The sequence below is a fragment of the Terrimicrobium sacchariphilum genome (assembly GCF_001613545.1).
Taxonomy (GTDB): Bacteria; Verrucomicrobiota; Verrucomicrobiia; order Chthoniobacterales; family Terrimicrobiaceae; genus Terrimicrobium; species Terrimicrobium sacchariphilum.
Genome location: NZ_BDCO01000002.1, coordinates 1,114,105 through 1,138,061, shown reverse-complemented (window position 1 = coordinate 1,138,061; position 23,957 = coordinate 1,114,105). Strand labels below are relative to the sequence as shown.

The window sequence follows — 23,957 nt, the reverse complement described above, 5'->3', positions numbered from 1 at the left end:
GCGTCCCTCGCCCTTTTATCCAATGAAAACCCAGTCCGTTCGCGTTATCTTCCCCTCACCCGGCCTCGCCGAGCTCGAGGAGTTTCCCATGCCTGAGATCAGCCGTCCGGCTGACGTGTTGATTGAAAACGAATACAGCATCGTGAGCGCAGGCACCGAGCTGGCCTGCCGGGCCGGCCTGGAAAGCTGGGCGCCGCTGCCATTCTCTCCCGGCTATGGTTCGGTCGGCCGGGTTGTGGCTTTCGGGGATGAGGTGAAGAATCTCTCAGTCGGCCAGCGCGTCCTCTCCTTTGGCCGCCACGCCAAGCACATCCTCGGCGAGTTTGTCGTCGTTCCCGTGCCGGAAGGCCTGGACCCCGTGAAGGCCACGTTTGCCCGCATGGCCGCTGTTTCCATGGCGGCATCGAGGACTTCGGACGCGGAGCTGGGAGACTTTGTAGCGGTCATCGGTCTCGGCCTCGTCGGCAATCTCTCGGCTCAGCTCTTTGGCCTGGCGGGATGCGAGGTCATCGGCATTGACCCGTCGGCCCGTCGCCGCGAGCAGGCGCAGGCCTGTGGCGTCCCGCATGCAATCGCTCCTGGTCCGGAAATGAAGGCGCAGGTAGCCGCCATCACGGAAGGCAGGATGTGTGCCGCTGTCATCGAGGCCACCGGGCTTTCGTCCGTGGCGATGGAAAGCGCCCCGCAGCTGGCCGCCCGCTTTGGCGAAATCGTTCTGCTCGGCAGCCCGCGCGCTCCGCATGTCGCGGATGTCACGCCGTTCCTGAGCGGTCTCCATCTCTGCAATGCCGAGACCACGGTCAAGGGTGCCCTGGAGTGGCGTTATCCGCTATTGGCTGATCCGGCAGGCTTCTGCAAGCACTCCATCGAGAACAACGTGCGGCAACTCCTGCGGATGATGTCCCAGGGCAAGCTCAATACCGCCCCGCTCCTCACCCACCTCGTCAGCCCGGCCGACTGCCACTCGATCTACGAGGGTCTCGCCAACCAGAAGGACCTCTACACCGGCGTCGTCTTCGACTGGTCCAAAGTCTGATCTTCCTCACCCCGTCCCTTTCACCTCACCATATATTTCGCATCATGAGAAAATCCGTTCCCTCTCGATTCGTCCGCAAACTCCTCCCGCTCGTCGCGCTGCTGCCGCTGGCAGGCCTGGTCGACAGCCGGGCCCAGACCGCCGACGCCGCAGGCGCCTCCACAACCTGGGAGCATTCCGGCTGGGGCGGAGGCGGCTTCTTCTATTGCGCAGCCTACCACCCGGCCAAGGACGGCACCATTTACATGGGCGGTGATGTCGGCGGAGCTTACAAGACCGAGGATCATGGGCTGAACTGGAAGCTTATCAACAACGGGCTCGCCTCGTACGGCGTCTTCTCCCTCGCGGTCGATCAGCGTAATCCCGACACCGTCTACGCTGCGACGGAAGGCGGGCTTTGCAAGAGCACCGATGCGGGCGAGACCTGGGTGACGCTCCCGCGCACCGACAAGAGCGATCTCCGGATCACCGGCGAAAAGAACAAGAGCATCCATTCCGTAGCGGTCGACCCGTCGAATGGCAGCAACGTCTACGCGACCAGCCCGCTGGGAAAAGTCTATAAAAGCACCGATGGCGGGCAGACCTGGGCGGTCGCCTACGAGGAAAAGACCCCGGAGGAGGAACCCGGCGTGCTGCGCGTGCAGTATGGGAAGGTGAATAACGCCTTTTTCGGCGCCCTTACGTTAATGCCAAAACTCCCCGCGGGAGAATCTGGAGCCAACAGCCAGGGCATCGGATTCACCTTCAAAGGCGACGGCACTCTGCCGAAGGACTCGTTCTTCATCATGAAGACCAAGGACGGCATCGCCTACCGCAGCAAGAACCTCAACACGCTCTATCAGAATACCAACTGGAGCGACGTGGTCCTCAAGGCGTCGGATTTTGTCTACGATCCGCAGTATTTGAAGGCCCACCCCGAGGCCGCCTCGCAGCCGGTGAATCCCGACTTTGCATCCATCGCGCGATTTGACCTTACGTGCTCCGGCCCGATCCCGACCACTCCGGCGGTAGCGCGGCTAAAGCGGTTTTACCTCGCCTTTGCTCCGGCTGGCGGCGGCAGTGAACCGCGTCTCGTTCCGCTCGCGGATTTCTCAGATCCCGACGCAGTCAAGGCCTTCCAGACTGCCGGAAACATTCATCTCGGAGATGCACCGGCCTCCACGTTTTACTCCGTCGCCGTGGCCCCGAGCGATCCCTCGCGGGTCGTTGTAGCCACTGCCGCCCTCGGGCTGGTCATGAGCAAGGATGCAGGCAAGACCTGGAAGGAACTTCAGACTCCCACCAAGGCATCGTCAGCCGCCTTTGATCCGAAAAATCCCGACATCATTTACGGCTCCTTCTTTGCCGATGGCGTGATGAAGTCGACCGATGGAGGCGCGACGTGGAAGAAAATCTCCGACAGCTTCCCCGACAAGTTCGACGTGCTTGATATTGCAGTGAACCCGGCGAATCCGCTCAACGTCTGCGCCATCGGCAAGACCAGCTGGACGGGCGTCTTCCTTTCCTCCGAGGACGGAGGCAATACCTGGCAGGCCAGTGGAAAGGCCCTCGAGGGCGGCGCCGCGGGGAAATACTCCAACAAGATCGACCTGGATGAGGCCAGCGGTAATCCCACCATGGACATGCTTTCCGCGGACGGCAAATCGGCGCGCCTGAGCGCCCCGACCAACATCGCCATCAATCCGCTGAATCCCTCCGAGATCTTCCTCAGCGCCAACTGGCGTCCCAGCCTGAGCACCGATGGCGGAACCGTCTGGACAGAGCGCTGCCGTGGCGCGGATATCTCCTGCATCACCGACATCCGTTTCCACAAAGGCAAGGTGTATGCCTCGGCCATGGATGAGGGAAGTCTCGTCAGCTCCGACAACGGCAAGACCTGGAAACAGCTCTGGCCACTCAAGCACACGGACGACCTCAGCGGGCATAACTGGCGTCTCGCCGTCAATGACGTCAATGGCGGCACACGCGTCATCTCCACCTGCTCGCCCTGGAGCACGGCCAAGCCGCAGAGCATCATCCGCAGTGAGGATGATGGCAATACCTTCACGGTGATCCGCGAGGGCATTCCGAACTACGTGCTCATGCCAAATACCATGTGGGGCCGCGGCTATCCCCGTGCTCTCGCGGTGGACCCGAATGATCCGCAGGTCGTGTACCTGGGCATCGACGGCGATCCCGAGCCCGGCAAGATGGGCGGCGGCATCTTCAAGTCGCTCGACGGCGGCGCCACCTGGAAACAGCTCACCTCCCAGCCCACTGGCCGCCGGATGTACAACGGCTTGGCCGTGGACCCCACCGATTCCAACCGCGTCTTCTGGGGTGCGTGCGGCAATGGGGGAGGCGTCTGGCGCAGCAATGACGGAGGGGAATCCTGGGAACAGGTCTTCCGCAATGAGGTCTTTGTCTGGAATGTGGTCGTCGCCACCGACGGCACCATCTACTGCTCCGGCGAGCAACTCTGGCGCAGCAAGGACCAGGGCAAGACCTGGACGAGGATCACCAACTTCCCCGAGAAACCGCGCGCCATGGTGGGCATCGAGGTTCACCCGACCAACCCGAACATCATCTGGGTCTCGCGAACCAACTGGGGCAACCTCCGGCTCGGCTCAATCCACAAGACCACCGATGGAGGAGACACCTGGACGGACATCACGGGAAACATTCCTTATGTCGGCCCTCAAACGCTGCGCTTTAATCCGGAGACCAATGAGCTTTGGGCCGGATGGGCTGGCATGTTCAAGACCAAGCAATAGCGAGATAGGCTAGCAAAAACCATTAGCACGCCCGGACGTCGCATATGATGACGTCCGGGCGTTTTGCGTTTTCCACACTCCGTGCAAACAAGCCCAAAGCTACGGAAGCCTGTTTCCATGCAGGTTCGAAGATGGACTCCCTGTCGCCGGGTGCACGCGTCGCGTATTGTTCAAACAAAACGGTGTAAATCTGGGGCATATGGAGGCTATTCCCTTTTGATGGAATTGGGCGGGTGCTAATTAAATTCGAAGCGAAACTCTACCCCCACCCCGCTGCATGAAATCCTCGCTCGCACTTTTCGAAACTCCGTTTCCCTCACCCCGAAAATCACCAGCATCCATGAAAAGAATCTTGTCACGATCCGCGCTCCCGCTGGCCGCGCTGGCCGCGCTTGTCAGTTCCTCGCCAATCAGTCAGGCAGCCAATGGCACGTGGAATGTCGATGCCACCGGCAACTGGACAACCGCCTCAAACTGGCTAAACAACACGATCCCGGGATCTTCCATCGGTGATGTCGCCTCCTTCACCTACGACCTCACTGCAAATCAGACAGTTACTGTAGATGGAACCAACAAAATAATCGGCGTTTTGAATATTGGTGATACCAACGGGACGAATTCCTTTAGTCTGTCAGGCAATACGGCATTGTATTTCAACAATGGCGCAAGTGCAGCCCAGATCAATCAGACAAGCACGAGCAATGGCGATACTATCACCAACGTTCCCATCGGAATCAATGCCAGCTCTCTGGTTATCACGAATGCCTCGACCAAGGCTTTTACGATTGGCTCCGCGTTCCAGGGAGGAAATGCCGGGACAAAGGTGATTACCGTGGATAACACCAGCGCCCAGGGCGTCATATCCTTGACGGGCAGAATCAATAACGGTTCGGCCGATGCCGTTTCTTTGGTCAAGAACGGAAGTGGAACGTTGAAGCTTTATCTTGGCGGAGGTACTAGCGGCTTTTCTGGAGGTGTAACTCTTAACGCGGGTACTCTGGAATTCGGAAACTCTCTTACCGCTTTGGGAACCGGCACCTTCACGATCAATGGAGGCACCATTACAAATGGCTATGGATCTGCTCGCACGCTTACCACGAACAATGCCCAGGCTTGGAACGCCGACTTCACGTTCGGAGCTGCCGGGGCCAGCGGAAGCGACCTGAACCTTGGCACGGGCGATGTGACGCTGTCCGCTACTCGCACAGTCACGACGACATCGACAAACTCCGCACGGACTCTTACGGTCGGAGGAGCCATCGGAGATGGGGGAAATGGCTATGGGCTGATCAAGGCTGGAAACGCTCAGTTGCGCCTTGATGGAGCCAATACCTTCTCCGGCGCGACCAAGGTGAACACGGGCGTGTTGGTTCTCGGAAACAGTCTGGCCTTGCAGAATAGCGCCATCGACACCACTGGTCCAGGAAAGATCAACCTCTCCGGAATCACGACATCGACATTCGGAGGTCTCACTGGCGGCACCGCCCTGGCCACAGTAATCAACTCGGGTTATACGGGCAGTCTGACCGCGATCACGCTGAATACCGGCACCGGAAAATCCTACTCCTACACGGGAGTGATCGCCGATGGCGCGACCGGCATGAGCTTCACTAAGACCGGCTCTGGATCGCAGACGCTCGGCGGCGCCAATACCTACACTGGTGCCACCACCATCTCCGCCGGTACGTTGATCCTGATGGCTAGTGGCACGATCTCCAACAGCTCGGGCATCAACCTCGGCACCAGCGACTCTCAGGGCACGCTGGATGTCACGTCGAAGACGAGCGGATATACGATCGGCGCGTCCCAGACGCTTTCCGGTTACGGCAGCGTCCTCCTGGCGTCCGGAAAGACGCTGACAGTGAGCGGCAATCTCGCTCCGGGAAACAGTGCGGGTATCGTCACCATTGGCGGCAACCTTTCGCTCGCTTCGACCTCCACCACGACGATGGAGCTGGTCAACAGCACGCTGGGTGCGGGTTCCGGATTTGACCAGATCTCCCTCTCGGGCACGGGGCTGTCCCTGACCTACGGCGGTGCGCTCGTGATCGACGTTTCGCTAGCCACCCAGGTGGGTTCGTATCAGTTGTTCACCGGATTCAGCACGCAAACCGGAACCTTCAGCAGCATTACCTTCTCCCAGGCCGAGGCTGCGGGAACGTTTGACTACTCGACCGGCGTGCTGACCCTCACCGCCGTGCCGGAGCCCGGCACCGTGGCGCTCGTGGGCTTCAGCCTGCTTGGTTTGCTGGTCTTCCGCCGTCGCAATTCTTAAGGCAGGAAACAGTCGCGCCTTCCCCGGAGAGCGCAAGAGTCTTTGGGGGAAATTGCAGCTGCCAGGTTGAAAGATCTGGCAGCTGTCTTTTTGTCAGGGAAGGCGATGAGAGGGAGCCCTCATTCCCTCCGCCCTCCGAACCTCCTACCAGGTATCGGTGCGGAAGGGGCTCGCCGGCAGCCCCTCGCCGCTGGCGAGATTGGCGGCGGCCGGATTGTCAGCCCAGGCGTACCGTACGGCCACAGGCTCGCTCACGGCAGGACAGCTCACGGATGCGGTATTTCCTTCGATAACGGCCTCGGCTAGATGAAAGACGCGATCGCTTCCCGCCACGTAGAAGGTGCGCGGCGATGTCTTGTCCGTCGTCACGAGTCCGGACTCTGCATTTCGGAAACTGCAGAGGATCCGGGAACCCGTGATCTCCACATGGTCCACCATCGGCCCGCTGGCCGTCGCACCGGTTCCGTACGTGATGGAGAGCGCGGACTGCGCCAACCGCTCACCGACGGGCATTTTATTTTTTGGGTGAATGTCGTCGGCGTCGCCGAGCTCGAGCGTGATGGCCATCCCCACTCCCGGCAGCGACAGCGCCGCCACCTGGGCCTCGCGCAGTCGCGCCCATGTGCTCTCCGGTTCATGGTCCTGAGGAGTCTTAAAGCCGGGGAGTTGGACAAAGTGAAAGGCCAGCCCGGGAAGCCCCCATTGCCTGCGCCAGTCGAGAATCAGATCCCGATGCAATCGCGCATAGGTATGATGCTCGGAGGCATTGGACTCCCCCTGGTACCAGATCGCGCCGCGAAGGGCGTAGGGGATGAGGGGCTGGATCATGTTATCAAAGAGGATATGCGGGGTATTGCGCTCGCCCTGCCCCATCAAATGCGTCTCCAGGACCAGTCCCAGGTCGTGCTCACGATGGCATCGCCATTCGCCGGACAGAGGCAGACAGTCTGCCGGGCTGTCGGCGGGGTGAATCTTCATCGAGGCCGCCGGGCCGCTCAGCCCGCCATCATAGACAAAGGAATAGACCCGCACGGCAATGGTCAGCGTGGGACTTTCCACGAGGTGGCCCGGCACCGGGTAGACGCGCGGCACATTCCAATATGCGTCCTCGCGATCCTTCCCCATGCGGCCAACCTCTATGCCGTTCACATAGGTGATGTCCTGCTTGTCGGCTGCTCCGAGGCTGAGCACGAGCTCGCGCCCGCGCCAGGATGCAGGGATCTCGATCACGCGCCGGAACCAGAAGACGCCGGTATTCGGATGCCCGGCCGACTGCCAGGTCGCAGGCAGGTCGATGCTCTGCCAGTCGGAATCCACCTCGCCCGGCAGATGCCAGCCGCGCTCGACGCCGGTATTGCCTGGGTCCTTGGGGAGATTGCAGACGCGTCCGTCGGGATCGGGATTGCTCATGGCCTCCCAGCGAGTTTCCGTCCACGCGACTTTCTCAAAATCAGCGAGCCACTGTGCGGTCGCGGGATTATGCGCCAGGGCGGAACGGCTGAGCCAGCTCTTGATGTTCGATCCGCCCCAGGAGGACGAGATCACGCCCACAGGAACGCCCAGGGCGCTATGCAGCCGGCGGGCAAAGCTGAAGCCAACCGCCGAGCATTCCCGCGCGACGGCCGGGTTGAGCGTCCGCCATTCTCCCTCCACGGTTCGCTCCGGACCGAGATGCGCGCGCCTTGGCACGTTGAAAAATCGGATCTCCGGGAAATCGGCGGTCGCCAGATCGGTCTCGCACACCGGCAGACAAGCCTCGAGCGTCATTTCCATATTCGACTGGCCGGAGGCGAGCCACACCTCGCCGATCAGGATGTCGCTTACTGCGAGGGTTTCTTCCGTGGCCGGAATCGTCACCGACAACGTATGCGGGCCGCCCGCCGGGAGTGCAGGCATGCGCACGAGAAAGTCACCGCTCGCCCCAGCCTGCGTCACGGCCACATGACCGCCGAGGCTGATGCGCAGCAGGGCTCCCGGCTCGGCCCATCCCCAGACGGGCAGCGGCTGGTCGCGTTGCAGGATGGCATGATTTTGAAACAGGGAGGCGAGTCGGAGCGTCATGATGTCGTATTAGCTAAGGAGGGTTGGTAGGTGGCAACTCAGGGAGCGATGCGGGCCTTGAGATAGTTCTCGGATTGAATGAACGCCTCATTGGTCCCGGTGCCGTAGACCATTTGCAAGGCGCGGCCCAGTCCGCGGCGGGCGAAGTCGATTTGCATCTCCAGGCCAAACTCACCTGTCGGTCGCCCGGTGAAGCCCAGTGCCTGCCACGGAATGAGCGCCTCGAGGAGGTATCCCCTCTCATCCGCTGCCCGACCAATCTGGATCGAGGGATCGCTGGCGGACGCCTGGTCGGTTTTCGGTGTACGATAAGCGAGGAAGAGTTGCTTGTCGGGCTTCCCGCCCTTGCCATCGGCATCGATCAGGATCTCCAGGCAGTCATTTTGAAACCAGTCCGGCTTTTCCATCACCACGCCCGGCTCGCCCTTGCGGATGTAGGCGGTGACGGCGAGACCCTCATCGGTCGCAACAAACCAGAATCGACCGCCCTCGTCATGGAGTCGCCTGCCCTCCACGATGTGCGTGCCAAAGAAATGCCACTCGGGGATCTTGTCCTCGTTCATGTCGATGTTGAGCGCTGCCTTCCACAGCGGTTCATCGGGTTTTCCGTCCGCTGTCACTGTGCCCTTCGGCACGAATGGGATGCTGATCTGGCTGGAAGCAGGAGCGCCACCCTGCGGCAACGCCTGGAAGACCGCGCCGTCGATGGTACTGGCAATGGGCTGCGCCGCCTTGGTATCGGTCGGTTTGTCGCGATCCAGCGAGCGATTCACCAGGCGGTAGTAATCTGCGAGCGCGATCATCTCGGGCTTCGGCGATGCAGCGCGGGGCTTTTCCGCCAGCGGCCACACGGTTTTGTCCGGCGCCGCGGGACCTTTGATATCCGCGGTGGCGATTTCAAACCAGAGCGTGCCCCACTTTGGCGATAGATCAAAGGTCAGCTTGCCAGCCTGCACCGTCGCGGGCACCTCGCCGAGGCGGCGGCCTTCCACATCGAGCGCGTAGACCTTGAGCTTCGGTGCCAGGCTGGAGGCGAGACTGACGCGACCGCGCAGCGCCTCGATCAAAGCCGGAGCCTTGCCTGTGCTGGTGTAGTTGGGGAATCCCTTGGCATCGAGACCGAGCACCTGGCCGGTGTTCTGCATTCGCGCCGCCGCCACGAGCAGGATGCGTCGCGAGTCGCCGAGCGGCTGGCCGTCCGTGCTGGTGGCGAGGACATTGCCGTACGGGAGGTCGATCGCGGCCTCGAGGTTTTTGGTCGTGTTCTTTTCCCGCCAGCCCATGAGGCCCGAAAATCCCTGGGTGCGCTCCGTGTCGACGATCGTCGTGCCGTGCCCCCAATCGATCGTCAGCTCTCGCGTGTCGGATTGGATGAAGCTCTTTCCGGGCGCATTATCCGCCGTGTCGATCTTCCACCGCTGGCAGGCGGCGAGATAAAGACGGTAGAGCCACTGGACATCCGCGATCTTCTCCTGGAAGGCGCGTCCGTTGGGCAGAACGAGGTAGCGATCATCCAGCCAGCCGAGGGTGTATTTCCCGTCCGCGCTCAGGCCGATGGGCTTCGCGCCCTCGGGAATGGAGGCCGCCTCGACAGCGCCCTCCAGCGCGTCAAAGGTGAGCTGCCTGCTCTCCGGCCATGGCCACGAGACGGTGAATGTCGTGGGCGTCGTGAGATTTACGATCCGGGCCTCAGGACGCACGGTGCGGGCGGGCAGCCCGAGATCGCGCGACTTGTGATGCGGATCGGTATAGGGGTTGTCCCCCACGAGCACGGCGTGCTTCGCCTTGCGGTAATCTCCGCTCGCCGTGCGGCCCGTCATGAAGACCACATCGGCGTCGCCCTCATAAACGTCGTCAAAAAACACGCACTCGACCTCGTGGAGGATCGGGAGAAACAACGCCGCGTCGCCAATAGTGCCGCCGCCTCCGCTCAGGCCCAGCGCATGGAGATTCTGCTCACGGAGGTCCGCGGAGGAAAAGGCAATATCCGCCTTGGCCTTGTTCTTCTGGAAATCGCGCCGGATGAAGAGTGCGGCACAGATGCGGTTGACCGCCATCCACGGCACGTCATGCATGGAGGAGTAGTTGAAGGTGATGGCTTTTTTATATTCCTGCCACTTGTAGGAGAAATCGTAATCCGGCACCGGCTCGCCCACCCAGCGATGCCCGAAGCTGAAGTGCAGGCTCTGGGTCACCTTTTGCTGCGCGGTGATCGCGGCGATGGCGAGGTTGCAATCCGCGCTCATGGTGAGGCTCCGCCCCGTCCACTCGCCATTGATGCCCGGCGCGCCGCGCACCTTGATGCGCGGGAGGTTGGAGAACCAGTTGCTGGTACTCGCGTCGACGCCATCCATCACCACGCCCCGCACCCCCGGCCGGGCATCCCAGGCCAGCAGGCCGCCATGGGCGTAGAGGTGGGCGGCGATCGTGCCCGTGCCCTGCACCTCGGCATATTGATTGATCGGCCCCTGCAACTCGTGGGAACCCACGATCACGCCTTGAAAGCCGAGGCTGCGGATGTGTTTCGCCGCCTCGCGATAAAAGCCCGTCGCCTGGTCGGCGAGAAAGGCGTACCAGTCGTTCACCCGCGAGCTTCCCTTGGTCTTGGAGCGATATGGCCGATCCCACTCGAGGTATCGGCCCAACTTGGGGGCGAAGACATTTCCCTTCGCTGGATCTTCATCAGCAAAGAGTCCCTTCGTTCCCGCCGCATCCGTCCACTGCGCATCCAGCGTCTCGCGATTCCTGTACCGGGCGAGCAGCCAGTTGTTCCATTCCTGCTGGTGCCAGGCGCGCACGCCGTCGGTCACCTTGAAGTTCCAGTCCCAAAAGAGTCCGTTTTCATTGATGATCTCGACCGTACCGACTCCCGGCTCCTCGCCCCATTTCCGACCGGTGTAGGGGTTTACATGGCTGAGGAACTCCGTCACCGCACGCTCCCACGCCTCCACGATCTTTGGATGAGGAAATACTCCTTTCCAACCCCGGTTCTCGAGTTGGTTCATGGCCTCGCCGTCGTCCATGCCATCCTCGGGCAGGAACGGGCGGAAATCCGCAAAGTCGAGGTAGACGTAGACGCCGCGCTTGTAGAGTTCGGAGGCGAAGCGATCCAGCTTGTCCATTTCATTGGGCTGGAGCAGCGAATTGCTCTTGGGATCTTCCTGGAGATAGCCGAGTCCCCGGCGGGGGATGTCGTTGTGGTGAAAGCGCACCATGTTGTACCCGGCGGAGGCGATGGAGTCGGCGAGCCTGCCAATATCCTCCGCCGTGTCGGGCAGAGTCATGCCAAAGACGGTCGTCGTACCCCAGAACCGCACGGGCGTGCCATCCTGAAACTCCAGCTGGCCGTCGGGTCGTGTATGGACAAATCCATGCTTCCCGGCCGGGGCGTCAAGGAGCCACGCAGCAGCATTGGCGACGGAATCACTGGCGATTACCGGGTACGGGCTGAGAGGCCAGGCGACGAGATCAGCTGCATCGGGCAGCGCCTCGGCGGGTTTTGAGCGGGGAATGCTCTCCGCAGGGTCGGCGGCGTGGAGGACCAGCGGGATCAGACCGCAGGCGGCGGTGGCGAGAAAATGAGGGAGCTTTGTCATGAGGGAGTGTTCTTCCGTGGAGAGAAAAAGTTCTGCTGATCGGGAGGATTAGTCCTCGAGATCGCGAAGGCTGAAGACGTGGCACTCGATGTCTTCCTTGCCGACCGAGTTGATGACCACGAGGTGATCACTGACGACCAGGCTGTACGGGTAACCGTAGCGACCGTGTTTGTATGCCCCGGGATAGCGAAGCGGGGCGTCCGGCTCATCTCCCAGGAGAAAATGCCGGTCAAAGACATTGCCATCGCGGCTCACCGCCAGCACCAGTGGCGTGCGGCGCAGGCAGGACGTAGGGACATTCGGGTCCGGGCAGCTGAGGGCGAAATATCTCCCGTCGGGCAGGCGGCCAAACTGCATCTTGCTGCCGCAATCGGTGAAGTCCGTGAGTTGCGGCTCGCTCCAGGTCGCGCCATCATCGCGGCTCTCGGCCACGGCCAGACGGGCGCGATTGGAGCGCAGCATCATCCGGAGAGGCTGACCTGGTATTTCATAGACCGCGCCCTCGCAGATGCCGAGTTCCGCAAGCTGACCCGTCACCGGGCAAAACCCGCCCGCCCGTTCAAAGAAGCCATCCGGCAGGCCGGGCAGCCCCACGATTTCCCAGCCGGAAAGTCCGGCAGGATCGTCGGTCCAGGCATGCCGGAGATGCCCTGTCATGAACAATCGACCCGAGTCCAGACGCACGGGACTCAGGTTGGGGATGAAGCCGGGCAGCCTGCTCTCTGTCTCGCTCCAGGTCGCCCCGCCGTCCCGCGAGACATGCACGCCCGTGTAGACCCGGTGCACGGTCTTGAGGCCCGGCCGGTGCCAGCCGTTGAGGCCGGACTCCATGAACAGCGCCATCGCCGCAGGAGTGATCTCATAACTGGACGCATACGCCGCAATGGTGTCCTCCCCGACATGCAACCCGCCTGAGGTGATGCAGGTCGGGCCATGCTCACCCGGCGCGGCTGGCACGAGGGTCCGCGCGGCCGTCCAGGTGTGGCCGAGATCATCGGAGGTCGCATAGACCATGGTCTGCCCAGGCCCGTCCTCATGGAGATGCCCCAGCGACCAGGTTGCCCAAAGGCGACCGCCAATCGCAGCCACCTGCGGGTGGTGACTGTAGGCGGCATCCCAGGAGCTGGCCCGGTGGACGATCGAGGTGCGCCCAGCGAGGCGGGTGACACGGGCTGAGCCGTGGCGATTAGTGATGAGGGATGGCATGCTGGGGCTGGTGCGTTAGGGATTAGGCAGATTTTCGGCGCGAGGTCGGGTATTCGCTCACGCATTCCTGTGGTTGGGGAAGACCGATGCTCCAGAGAGCTTTCGGCTGTGGAAAATATCGGCTTTCCGCGCGGGAGAGATCGAGAGGTTTGTTTCCCGGGCGAATCATTCACGGAGATTTGTTTGCACAATCTGGCATAGTCTTTTCTTCCACCCGATGATTTGGTTTGTGGAAAAGCTCGTTTCCTTCATCAGTGCAGGAACAGAAAATGGATACCCCCTTGATCCCGAGTTGTCCGCCGACGAAGGAACGCGCGTCTTTTCGCAGAAGCCGGAGCGTCGGCGGTGCGGCGAAATGTATGCTCGCTCTGCTGGCCCTTGCGCTGTGCCTCCTCTCGAGCCTGTCAGCGGCGGAATGGACGCCGGTCCTCTGGCGCGGGGAGAAGGCGTGGCAATCGACCTCGCAGGGGTGGGTCGCCACCGTCTCGGAAGAGCGTTCCCGCTTGGTGTCCATCACGCGACTCGGTGATCGGCGCAACCTCCTTTACGAATCCTCCCGCGAGGGCATCTCGTGGGGCGGCCATCGCGGCTGGCTCGGCCCACAATCGGCCTGGCAGCCTGCCTGGCCCCCGCCGCGCGATTGGGAATCCAGCACCGCCCTGAAGGTGACGGTCTCCGGCTCGCTGCTCACGCTGACTCATCCGCATACCGATCGACAGTACCCGGCTCTCACCCGGACCTATGACTGGCGTGGCGACGTGCTGCACTGCCGTCTTTCGTGGCAGGGAGGGCGTTTCTACGGCATTCATATCGTGCAACTGCCTCGAAATGCGACCGTGACCGTGCGTCGGGCTGTGACGCCGGAACTGCCCCTGGGCTATGCCCTCGTGCCGATCTATCGGCGACCGAATATCCTGGTCGATGTCCCGCTGGCGCACGTGCTGAGTCGTACCGAAGGCGATACAGTTACCCTGTGGCATGCCAACCGGAACGAGAAAGTCGCATTCTTTCCGCAGACAATCTTCGCCAGGATCGGGAAATACAGCTTGCAGATGCAGCGTGGAGAGGAGTCGGGATTCTCATCATCCGTTCCCGACCGGGGACTGCTCACGCAGGTGTACCTTGGAGATCGCATCAATCCCTTTATTGAGATCGAGCAGCTCTCTCCCTATGCCAAAGGCCGCCCAGCCTCCACGGAGATGCTTCTCCGCCCGCAGATCGGCGACGGGAGGTCGAAATAAAGCGCTCCGGTGAAGCCCTGGCTCAGGCGGCCTGCGTGGCTAACTGCAAGGATGCCACTGCGGCCGGCTGCGTGTCCGGTTCCGGCTGGAACGGGTTCGCCGGGGAGTCGGTAAGTTCGCGCTCGCGGAAGTCGCGGATGCGGTGAAACGTCAGGTAGTTGGCATCGTGCTCATTGCGCGCGCCGCCGCTGGCATCCTCCCACGCCGTCCGGCTGACAAACACCAGGTCGCGGCCCTCGATGAGCCAGTCGACATATTGAAAGCCATGGCGTGCAGAGTCCGGATGATAAAGAGGGATGTAGCGCATCTCCCAGTGGCGGAGATCTGTCGAGCGCAGGAGAGCCAGCGTATTGCGGATCTGGGTATGATGGTCCTTGTCCTGCGCGTGGCGGGGCGGCACGGCGTTGGCCAGCGTCCACCATGCTCCGGAAACGGGGTCTTTGCGCACGGCAAATTTTGTCGCGGCTCCCGGCAGTTCCACCATGTCACGGTCGGGGTGAAAGGTCAGGGTGTGCCCATCCGGATTGAGAATGGCGAGCGCAGCCGTTTCTCCCCGAGGATGGTGGATACGCAGGAGGTTGGCCATGCGCCCGTCGTCCAGGGTGACGGCATTGCCCTCGAGCCAGCCGCCAAATGCTCCCTGGAGCCAGTCAGGGGACTGCACAGGCATGGAGGAAAAGGTCCAGTTCGCCCGATCCAGCAGATCGGCTCCGACGGGCGCCGAGATCAGCATCGGATTATAACGCTGCCCCCAGTTCGTGCCGCTCCCGGCATCCTCTATGGTCCGCCATATCCTGCCGGAGTGGATGATCACCGGCATCGGCGCGGTGTGATACTGCCCCTCCGGCGTCAAAAGCCCCGAGCGCTCATCGACCGGCGAGGTCCAGCTGCGCCCTCCATTTTCGCTCCTCCGGATGACCAGCAGACCGTGGTGGCAGGTCAGCCCCATCAGGTAGAGTGCGCCGTCGTGTACGAATAGCCCCGACCAGAAGGCACCCTCGATCGCCGCCGCCTGCTTCCAGGTGAGGCCGCGATCTGTACTGCGATGGATCAATGTGCCGCCACGCTCGTGCTCGCGGGAACCCGGGCCAAAGAAATCATGCGACGCAACATAGGTGCCATCCTCCAGGATCGCGATGCTGGGCGACCCAATGAAGAGGCCGGAGACGGCAGGCTGATGCCGGATGACTGTTCCCGGTGGCTTTTGGAAGGACTGCTGCATGCAGGATGGATCGTTGGCCCAGGGCAGTTCAATTCAATCTTTAGCCGCATCCCTGCGGCGACGTATCAGGATCAACCCGGCGATCGCGCCAAACAGAGCCAGAGTCCAGGTGTTCGGCTCCGGCACGACCGTCAGGTCGCCGCTGGCCTGGTCGAAGGTAAAGGATTGACCGCTGCCATTGGTGTCGGTGGCCGTCCAGAGCGCGGTGCCGTCGTAGACAAATGTCCCCGCGTACACGCCGCCGCTGAAGGCGAGCAGATCGAAGGCGCCCGACTTGCTGGCGAAGTCGAAGATGTTATACGTGCCGTTCAGCAGAGCCGCTCCGATGGAAAACGTCAGAGTGCCATCGTAGACCAAAGCGCCGCCGACATTGATGCCGTCGAAGTTCGTTCCGCGTGTTCCCGAGGCGAGGTCGATCGTGGTCTGGGTGGTATTGGCCAGCGTCAGGTTGTTGGTAAAGCTCAGGATGCCCGGCGAACTGCCCGGTTGCAGCGAACCACTCACGATGGAGTTGCCCTTGATCGTTCCCGCGCCCTTGAGGAGCTGGGCGGCGGCAAAAGTATAGACTCCTCCCGTGACTCCGGACACATCGAGCGTCGCTCCGCTCTGCACATCGACGGACGGGCTGCTGGAAGAGATCACCCCCGCGCCGGAGAGCAGGAGCGTTCCCTGGGAGACTATCGTGGCTCCGGTATAGGTATTACCGCTGCCGCTAAGGGTCAGGGTTCCTGTGCCCACCTTGGTGATCGCGATGGTGCCGTAGATTTTTCCCGCGAAGGTGGAGTTTGTATTCAGGGCGCCGATCGACGCTGTCGGTGTATAGCTGCCAACGGGAGCGCCACCTGATGTGCGAAGGCTTGAATTGGCGACCCCGGAGAGCTCGCCGATGCTCACGGTCGAGTAGGAGGACAGCCCCAGGGTAGCCGAACTGGAATTGAGCTGCCACGCTGCCGCGGCGCCGTTGGCGGCCAGGAATATCGACCCGGCGTCGACCCGGATTGTTCCTGAAAGGCTGCTGAGATCAGCCGTCGCTCCAATCGTGAGCCCCCCGGTACCTGCCTTGATGAAACCCTGGGTGCCGACAAGGGTTGAATTGATGGTCCCTCCATTGGTCGTGTTCACGGTAATTGTTGGGTTCGCGCCAGCCAGCGTGATCGTGCCACCTGAGATCACATAGGGAGAGTTGGCTGCCACGGGCCCAAATGTGATCCCATTGGTCGTCACGGTTCCCGTCGTGATGGTCATGGTGCCTGCGCCTCCGCCTGCGCCGAAGACCGCCACGTCGGTATCCTGATTAGGCCACTTAACATCGCTCGTCCCGTTCCAAAAGTTCGAGAGCGTGGTGTTCCAGGTGCCCGCCCCGTCCTGGACTCCGGCGGACGAGGTGTTGGCGTCGAAGGTATAGCTGGCGGCGCGCGCGGTCGTGAGGGCGCTGCCGCAAACGCCTGCGAGCAGGAGGGCCGTCATTCCCTTCCTCAGGGTCCAGGTGGCGGCACTGTTCAAAGTAAGAGTCGCGATGTGCTTCATGATCATTTCGGGGGTGGAGGTGATTAAAGCGTGAATAATTCCTTCCACCTCGTCGCGGAACGGCAATCCCGGGAACTCTAGCTAAACACATGCCGGTTTTTTAAAAATTTCGAACCATCCCAGGCGGGGACCTCACCCTGCTCCCACACTATGCCGAGGCTTTACGGCCTGAAGCCGACGACTGACACACTCAGGGGGCTGTTCCGGGGACTATTGACGGGGCACTTCGTATCACTAACCATGGCAGCCCTCACGATCTCGTGTCTTGCAAATGCTCATCATAATATTTAAAAAATCGGGATGAGTTGCGGGCACGATGTCAAAGAGGCTGAGGACCGTCTCCGCGAATGGCTGGGAGCGTGCGGCCTGCCCACGGGATCCCGTCTTCCTTCGGTTCGTATCCTGAGCGGGCAGCTCGGCATCCGCTACTATGCGCTGAATCGCGCGATGACCAATCTCGCCCTCCAGGGCATGGTCGACCGGCAGGGATACAAGCTTTTCATCGCAGGAAAACGAGCACCGGAGAAAAGCCTCTATCCGTGTGATGTCGTGGTCGCGCGCCGGTCCATCTATCTGCCGAGCTATCGCAAGGTGGCCAAGGAGATGGGCATTCAGGCCACGATCTACCCGTGGGATTCCACCGAGGAGCTGGTCGCCATCCTCAAGCGTCTCCTGCATGAGCGATCCCCCGGCGTGGTCTTTGCTCCACCCTCCGAGGCGTACTCCGCCGCGTGGGAGACAGTCGCGTCGAAGCTGGCAGACCAGGATATTCCCGTCGTGTGCGTGGGCCATCGCGTACGCAATATCTCCTCTGTCATCGGCGACGACGACCAGGCCCTCGAGGTGATCTTTCGCCAGATGACGGATCTCGGGCACACCGACATGGCGCTCCTGGCCCTGTCGCCTCGCACCTCGGCCTCCATGGGAGTTCTCTCCCAGTGGCGCTGGCTGTGCCGGAAGTACCGCTTCACCACCTCCGAGGATCGCTTCATTCCCGGCTCCGGCATGAAATTGATGCCCGAGGAAATCCAGAAGCTCGCCCGTCAGCTCAAGGGGGACTGGAAGGACTGCACGGCCCTCGTCGTCTACACCGACAAGGAATACCCCATCCAGCACTTCCTCGACGAACTCTCCCGCAATGGCGTAAAGGTCCCGTCGCGGCTCTCCGTGGTTTTTCTTGGCGACTTCAAGGCCCTCCACGTCTCGACTCCTTCCGTCAGCTCGACCGCCATCGACATCACTCTCCTGCACGAGACCGTCTATTTCCTCCTGCGCCGCGCCCAGGCGCTCAAGGCGCAGACAGGCATATTGCCTCGTCCCTCGGTCATGAGACTCGAGCAGGAGCTCGTCCTGCGCGAATCCACGACCTTCGCGCCCGGTTCCCGCGCCACGCTTTCCAAGAACGCGCTGGCCGCCCGATCCAGCGACACCCGGGGATTTGACCCCGGCCTGGAGGCGGATGTCGAGATGGCCTGGCTGCGCCCATACGACAGCTGCGCGCACGTGCCCGAGAGTCGCTTCTCCACGATCGACATCAGCGAATTTGTCAATCGCCCCATCAACTTCCGCCGCGGGTGGCTGGGCGACGTGCCTCTGCGCAACCTGAAGCCGGGTCGGCATACCATTCACGGCATCCCGTTTCAGGTCAGGGGCGGGAACAACCGGAAGGATTGCGGCGTGATCGTTCTCCAGTCGCTGGTCAACTCGGTGGGCAAGGCTCGCAAGCTCCCCACCAAGGTGAAGTGCCCCATCGACCAGCCCGCTCGCGCGATCTACATCCTGCACGCCTGCGGCTACTCAAAGTTCCTCAACCGCTTTGCCGTCTACTCGTTTTACAACGGCAAGAAGAAACTGGGCGAGGTGCCGATCATCTCGCTCGGGAAGCCGCCGCCGGAGATCACGCCGAGTGAGATGAAGCAGGCGCTGCAAACCGCCAACATTCAGGACTGGTGGCCGGACTATCCGCATTTCGATTTCCAGCACTCCCGCTTCGCGCCGATGCTGGAGGACGGCTCGGCCGACGCGATCCGCCGCCATGTCTTTCTCTACACGCTCGAGTGGATCAACCCATCGCCGGATGGCGCGATCACCCATATCGAGGTGACGGCAGACGCGGCGCAGTCCACCACGCTCGGCATCCTCGGCGTTTCGGTGCTCAAGCCCTGAGGCTCTGGCGGGATTGATACAAAGAAGCCGCCAAAGACATTAGCGATGGTGGCGGCGCGCCTGGATGGCTCCCACCGCCGCCGGGCAGATGTTGATCCAATACGCGCTAGCGCATCAGGCTCGTCATAACGGGATCGTCGGAGGCGGGATAAGGATTGGAAACCGTCACGCCCAGTTCCTCGAGCAGTTCATGCAGCCTCGCCCGGTCGACGTCGTAGAAACGATGAAACGGCTCCGACATGAAGTCGTCGCAGATGCCGAGCAGGCTCAGGCTGCACTTCAGCCCCTTGATGAAGGAGGAGCCGTACTTGCCCACGCGATAGATGGTTGAGGAAATACGCATCACGCGATGGTGCAGGTCGAGGACGCGCTCGATGTTGCGCCATCTCGCCGCCTCGTACAGGTCGACGTAGAGCTGCGGGCAGAGATTTGCCCCACCGCACACGCCACCATGCCCGCCGAAGAGCACCGCCTCGCCCAGCAGTTCCTCGGGTCCCATCAGGACCGACCAGTCCGGGCGGATGGAGAGCGAGGAAAGCACCTGATGGTAATACAGCATATTTCCCGAGCTGTCCTTGAAGCCGATGATGTTTTCCACCTCCATCAGCCGCTGAAGGCTGTCGAGCTCGAACATCGTCTTCGTGTGCGTCGGCATGTTGTAGAGCACCAGAGGCAGGGGCAGTGCCGGAGCGAGACGCTCGATGTACTCGACGAGTTCGGTCTGGCTGTTCGGGAAGTAGTAGGGAGGCGCGAGCACCACGGCGGATGCTCCGTAGTTCGCCGCGAGGCGCGACATCTCCTTGGCCTCGACGATCGCCGTGTCCGTGATGCCGACCAATACCGGCACGCGGTCCCGCACCTGGCGGCAGGTACGCTGGATCAGTTCCTTGCGGAGGTTATGGTCCAGGCTGGGCGCCTCGCCAGTCGTTCCGAGGATGAAGAGTCCGTGTACGCCGCCGGAGAGAACATGCTCGATCAGTCGCTCCAATCCTGCGACGTCGAGTTTGTCCGGTGACGAGAGCGGGGTGACGAGGGGGGGGAAGATGCCTTGAAAATGCGGAAGAGCCATGGTGTTCAGGAATTTTTCAGCATCTCCAGCAGCACGGGATACAGCGCCTTGTCGATGGCCACGTAGCCTGGCTCCAGGAGATGGAGTTGATCGGGTTTGTAATTTTCCAGGATCAGCTTTCCGTCAGGTGTGGCGAAAAGGGAGGTCAGATCGAGAAAACGCACCTTGCCGCCTTCCAGCTTCGGGAGCAGGGCATTGACCTTCTGGACTTCCGGATTCAGCGAAGGATTGCCGACCGGCAGCACGCTCAGGAGCAGGATTTTGGATTGAGGGAGCCTGGCCTCGATCTGAGCGAGGATTTCCGAGATCCCCTTGGCGATCTCCTCGGCCGTGGCGGCACGGGCGTTGACATTATTGACCCCGATCATGAGCACAATGACCTTGGGCTGCGCTCCATTGAGCGCGCCGTGCTCGATGCGCCAGAGCGTCTGGCGCGTCGTGTCGCCGCCGATACCGATATCCAGGGCGTGCAGCGGCTCATAATGGGCGTCCCAGACGGGACGGCCCTGCTGCATCCAGTTTTTCGTGATCGAGTCGCCGAGGAAAAGCACGTCCCAGCCACCCGCCTTGGTCTTTTCCACAAATCCCCAATGAGTCCGCTGCCAGTCCGCCGGATAGTCGGGCCAGAATCCCCAGGCGGGTTCCCAGGGTTTGCCCGCCGGAGCTGGACCCGAGGTCATCGCATTGTTATCCGGAGCAGGTGATTCCGCCAGGAGCGGGAGCGCTCCGGAGATCGTTCCGAGCAATACGAGGAGCGCCTTCGAAAGAGGACTGGGGATGGGCAGTGGCATGATGGTCTGGAAGCTGGAAGACGCACCCATGGGAAGACGTCCTGAGTGCATGACGTAGCGCGATTGCCCCAGCGCCGCGTACCGCAATCGTCGCCCAGGCAAAACTATTCACACGTTTTTTTAAAAAACGCTCCGCTCCGCGCACGCGGGCGAAAACCCACTCCTTTGGACCCGGCGATTCACCCGGGAAAGAGGAAGCTCCCCGCACTGAGCCCGCAGCCGCGAGCGACCACCCGCCGCACCCCCCGGGGTCCGACAGCGACCCCGGACCGGTCATTCACCGGGCTATCGTTCCGCCGGGGTCTTCTGGTCGATGCCGCGGTCGGCCAGGTTGTGGTGATCCACCACCATGCCATTATCCGCGACGTCGATGCTTTCCTCCTTGAGGCGCTTGAAGAACAGGCGCATGTCGCGGATGCCGCCCCAGGAGAACCAGATCGCGGTGACAAAGGCGAAGAAGATGGGAATGCCGATCGAGACCACATACCAGAAGCTCGACCAGACGGCGACTGGCCAGGGCGCGATGAGATTCCAGGCTGTCCCGATGATAAACACGCCAAACCACAGCATGCTCCAGCCAAAGAGGCCACAGGCGAGCACCTTGTCGCCGCGGGTGAAGTTGTTATCGAGACCGATGAGCTTGCCCCAGGTCACTCGCTTCTCCGAGTGTGTCTTGAACTGCTGCTCCGACTCCACGGCGTAGATCCCCCGATGGAGCATCTTGTCCATGTTGAAATCCTCCCGGCAGGTCAGCCACGAAACGATGCCGTAAACAAGGCAGGCCGCGATCGAGCCAAAGAAGGAAATCTGCGCCCCATTGAGCGGAAAGTCAGCACCCCAGATCTGTCGCGCCAGGATGCCGCCGGTGACGAGCGTCGAGCCGGTGAGCAAGCCCGACCAGGCGCCCGCCGTGGTGCCCTTCTTCCAGTAAAGACCACCGATGATGGCGACACCGGCACCGCCGACGTAGATGGCCTCGGTGACAGCCCACCACATCATGACGTACTCGGTCTGCCTGAACAAACAGCCGAAGATGAAGGCAAAGGTCGCAACGCCGATCATGGAACAGCGCAGCAGCAGGATGTGCTGCCTTGGCGTAAACGCTTTTTTCCTGATGGGCAGCACCACGTCCTGAATGAACAGGCTGCCCCAGGAGAGCAGGTGCGTGCCATCGCCGCCAAAGATGCCCATGAGCAGAACAATGCAAAGCAGCCCCTTGATCCCGATGGGTAGCATGTGCACGACGGTAATGGGAATGGTCATCTGCGACTGCAGCTGCGGCTGCCCGATCTCGGCCACCTGGGCGCGCACGGCCTGCGCCTGCGTCGCAAAGTCGGGATGCGAAAGGAACGTCAGGGCGCAAACGGCGAGCAGGGTGATGACAGCGCCATTGCCCATTCCCTTCCAGCCGCCGACGATGCCACCCATGCGGGACTCGTGGGCCGTGATGGCGGCTCCGGTGTAGGCACCCTGGTTCTGCCAGGCCATCGTCCGATAGACCGCACTAAACAGCCCCATTAGGACAAACCAGATATTGAAATCCTTAACCCCGAAGGAATCAAACGGGTTGAGCATCGACTCGCCCGGCGGGCGGTTTTCCAGCACCTGGGAGATTTCGCTCCAGCTAAACATCGTGAGCAGGAAGCAGATGATCACGAGAAAGAGGACCATGGAGATCATGCCCTCCAGGCAGTTGGAAATCATAAGGGTGATCAATCCGCCCGAGAGCGCGAGGAAGAGGCTGATCCCGAGCAGCAGCGCCATGAGCGGGATGTAGGTGGGGATTTCCCACTGGTGAAAATGAAAGGTCGGCGGCAGCCCGAGGAAATACGTCATGAAGCGGGACCCCACGACGGGAATGATGCCGAAATTTGCCATGCCTGCGGCGAAGCCCAGGAAGCCGGTGAAGATGCGGAAGTTCTTGCTATAGCGGATCTCGAAAAACTGCGCGAGCGTAAGTGCGCGCGTCTCGCGGAAGCGATAGATCACCCATCCGCTGATGGACACAATAAGTGTAACGGGAATACTAAGCCACCCCCACCAGGCAAGGACGAAGCCGGACTTGGAAATCACCTCAAAGGTCGCAACAAACACCACCGCGCCGAGCCCCTGCTCACCACGGGCCACGGCCAGCAGATAGCGACCCGCCATGCGGCCACCGGACAGAAAGTCGGTAACGCCCCTCATGTAACGCCTGGTATACACCGCCACGAAAAGCAGCGCTGCGAGGGGAAGGGAGATCAGCAACCAATCGATGAAGTGCATCGGCGGGTAATAATGAGCGGCGGGAATTGTTTCAAGAAAATGTGCTTGTAAGCAGATTGGAGCGTGTTACTTTTCCCCTAGTCGAGTATGAATTCCCCCGCCATGGTCAGCTCTCGCCCCCCGACATCTGCCCGCCTGCATCGGCAGCGGGCTGTCACCATTATGGAACTGCTCCTCGTGATAGCCATCATCTCGACTCTCGCGGGGGTGGCGATGCCGGCTGTGAGCGGACTGATGCGCGGGCAGAACATGACGCGCAATGTCTTTTCCATAAGGGGCGCGCTGGAGGAGGCTCGTGTCACGGCGATGTCGCAAAATACTTTTGTATGGCTCGGTCTTTGCGAAAAGACGGTCGACGGAGTGCCCTCTCTCGTCATCACCGCGCTGTCCTCGCGCAGCGGCCAGTCCACGGATTTGCAGGCAGGCAATACCCGGGTGGTGATCAAGCCGACCACGCTGAGAAATATAACTATCGATGCCGATGGCGTCGCCGGCCTGCCGGGCGTGGACAGGCAGAACAGCACCGCGCTCAACCAGTCCCAGTACGCCTTTGAGGTGAAGCTGCCCGGGCAATCGGGAGCGAGTACCTTCAAGGCCGTGGAGTTCAAACCTAATGGCGAGGTGGGTTTGTGCACAGGCGCGCTGCGTTATGTGCTGATCGGTCTCAGCAGCGGCCCGAACCAGGAGGTCGCGGGCATCCAGCTCGCCCGTCTGAACGGGCATGCCGAGGTATTCCGCCAATAGGGTGC

14 protein-coding genes are annotated in these 23,957 nt (G+C 61.6%); 6 read left to right on the top strand and 8 right to left on the bottom strand.

All coding sequences use genetic code 11. The annotated features are described in order from the left end of the window. The first annotated feature begins 22 nt into the window (after window positions 1–22). The 3 genes from TSACC_RS05615 to TSACC_RS05605 all read left to right on the top strand — a co-directional run bounded on the left by TSACC_RS05615 (window position 23) and on the right by TSACC_RS05605 (window position 6,064). On the top strand, window positions 23–1,036 hold the full coding sequence (locus TSACC_RS05615; RefSeq protein WP_075078410.1) for a zinc-dependent alcohol dehydrogenase: 1,014 nt from the start codon (window positions 23–25) through the stop codon (window positions 1,034–1,036). Between the two features lie 44 nt (window positions 1,037–1,080). Further along, the gene (locus TSACC_RS05610; protein ID WP_075078409.1) at window positions 1,081–3,789 is read left to right on the top strand and encodes a WD40/YVTN/BNR-like repeat-containing protein; all 2,709 of its coding nucleotides are present in this window, start codon (window positions 1,081–1,083) and stop codon (window positions 3,787–3,789) included. Window positions 3,790–4,129: 340 nt separating this feature from the next. After that, a complete protein-coding gene (locus tag TSACC_RS05605) occupies window positions 4,130–6,064 on the top strand; it encodes a PEP-CTERM sorting domain-containing protein (RefSeq protein WP_075078408.1) in 1,935 nt (644 codons plus the stop codon). A gap of 144 nt (window positions 6,065–6,208) precedes the next feature. Here the strand turns inward: TSACC_RS05605 and TSACC_RS05600 are convergent, their stop codons facing one another. From TSACC_RS05600 to TSACC_RS05590, 3 genes are read right to left on the bottom strand one after another with little or no spacing between them, the layout of a single operon-like run. Then, a complete protein-coding gene (locus TSACC_RS05600; RefSeq protein ID WP_075078407.1) occupies window positions 6,209–8,125 on the bottom strand; it encodes a sialate O-acetylesterase in 1,917 nt (638 codons plus the stop codon). 38 nt (window positions 8,126–8,163) lie between these two features. Continuing rightward, on the bottom strand, window positions 8,164–11,721 hold the full coding sequence (locus TSACC_RS05595) for a DOMON domain-containing protein (RefSeq protein ID WP_075078406.1): 3,558 nt from the start codon (window positions 11,719–11,721) through the stop codon (window positions 8,164–8,166). A gap of 48 nt (window positions 11,722–11,769) precedes the next feature. Further along, complete coding sequence (locus TSACC_RS05590; RefSeq protein WP_075078405.1) at window positions 11,770–12,927, bottom strand: exo-alpha-sialidase; 1,158 nt, start codon at window positions 12,925–12,927, stop codon at window positions 11,770–11,772. Window positions 12,928–13,286: 359 nt separating this feature from the next. On the opposite strand from TSACC_RS05590, the gene TSACC_RS05585 reads away from it, so the two are divergent. After that, on the top strand, window positions 13,287–14,168 hold the full coding sequence (locus tag TSACC_RS05585) for a hypothetical protein (RefSeq protein WP_075078404.1): 882 nt from the start codon (window positions 13,287–13,289) through the stop codon (window positions 14,166–14,168). A 22-nt stretch (window positions 14,169–14,190) separates the two neighbouring features. On the opposite strand, the gene TSACC_RS05580 is transcribed toward TSACC_RS05585, so the two are convergent. Together TSACC_RS05580 and TSACC_RS05575 are read right to left on the bottom strand one after the other, a co-directional pair. Continuing rightward, a complete protein-coding gene (locus TSACC_RS05580) occupies window positions 14,191–15,390 on the bottom strand; it encodes a sialidase family protein (protein WP_075078403.1) in 1,200 nt (399 codons plus the stop codon). Between the two features lie 33 nt (window positions 15,391–15,423). Continuing rightward, window positions 15,424–16,917, bottom strand: coding sequence for an autotransporter-associated beta strand repeat-containing protein (locus TSACC_RS05575; RefSeq protein WP_237763904.1), 1,494 nt, complete (start codon window positions 16,915–16,917; stop codon window positions 15,424–15,426). Between the two features lie 300 nt (window positions 16,918–17,217). On the opposite strand from TSACC_RS05575, the gene TSACC_RS05570 reads away from it, so the two are divergent. Next, a complete protein-coding gene (locus tag TSACC_RS05570) occupies window positions 17,218–19,083 on the top strand; it encodes a substrate-binding domain-containing protein (RefSeq protein ID WP_075078401.1) in 1,866 nt (621 codons plus the stop codon). 106 nt (window positions 19,084–19,189) lie between these two features. On the opposite strand, the gene TSACC_RS05565 is transcribed toward TSACC_RS05570, so the two are convergent. The 3 genes from TSACC_RS05565 to TSACC_RS05555 all read right to left on the bottom strand — a co-directional run bounded on the left by TSACC_RS05565 (window position 19,190) and on the right by TSACC_RS05555 (window position 23,208). Continuing rightward, window positions 19,190–20,152: a dihydrodipicolinate synthase family protein gene (locus TSACC_RS05565; protein ID WP_075078400.1), complete on the bottom strand. Its 963-nt coding sequence runs from the start codon at window positions 20,150–20,152 to the stop codon at window positions 19,190–19,192. A 5-nt stretch (window positions 20,153–20,157) separates the two neighbouring features. Further along, window positions 20,158–20,943, bottom strand: a complete 786-nt coding sequence (locus TSACC_RS05560) for a GDSL-type esterase/lipase family protein (RefSeq protein WP_169809540.1) — start codon at window positions 20,941–20,943, stop codon at window positions 20,158–20,160. Window positions 20,944–21,228: 285 nt separating this feature from the next. Further along, a complete protein-coding gene (locus tag TSACC_RS05555) occupies window positions 21,229–23,208 on the bottom strand; it encodes a sodium:solute symporter family protein (RefSeq protein ID WP_075078398.1) in 1,980 nt (659 codons plus the stop codon). A 102-nt stretch (window positions 23,209–23,310) separates the two neighbouring features. Here TSACC_RS05555 and TSACC_RS05550 point away from each other — a divergent pair, with 102 nt between their 5' ends. Next, window positions 23,311–23,952 (top strand): hypothetical protein, encoded by a 642-nt coding sequence (locus TSACC_RS05550; protein WP_153811302.1) that lies wholly within the window; start codon window positions 23,311–23,313, stop codon window positions 23,950–23,952. Window positions 23,953–23,957 lie beyond the last annotated feature (5 nt).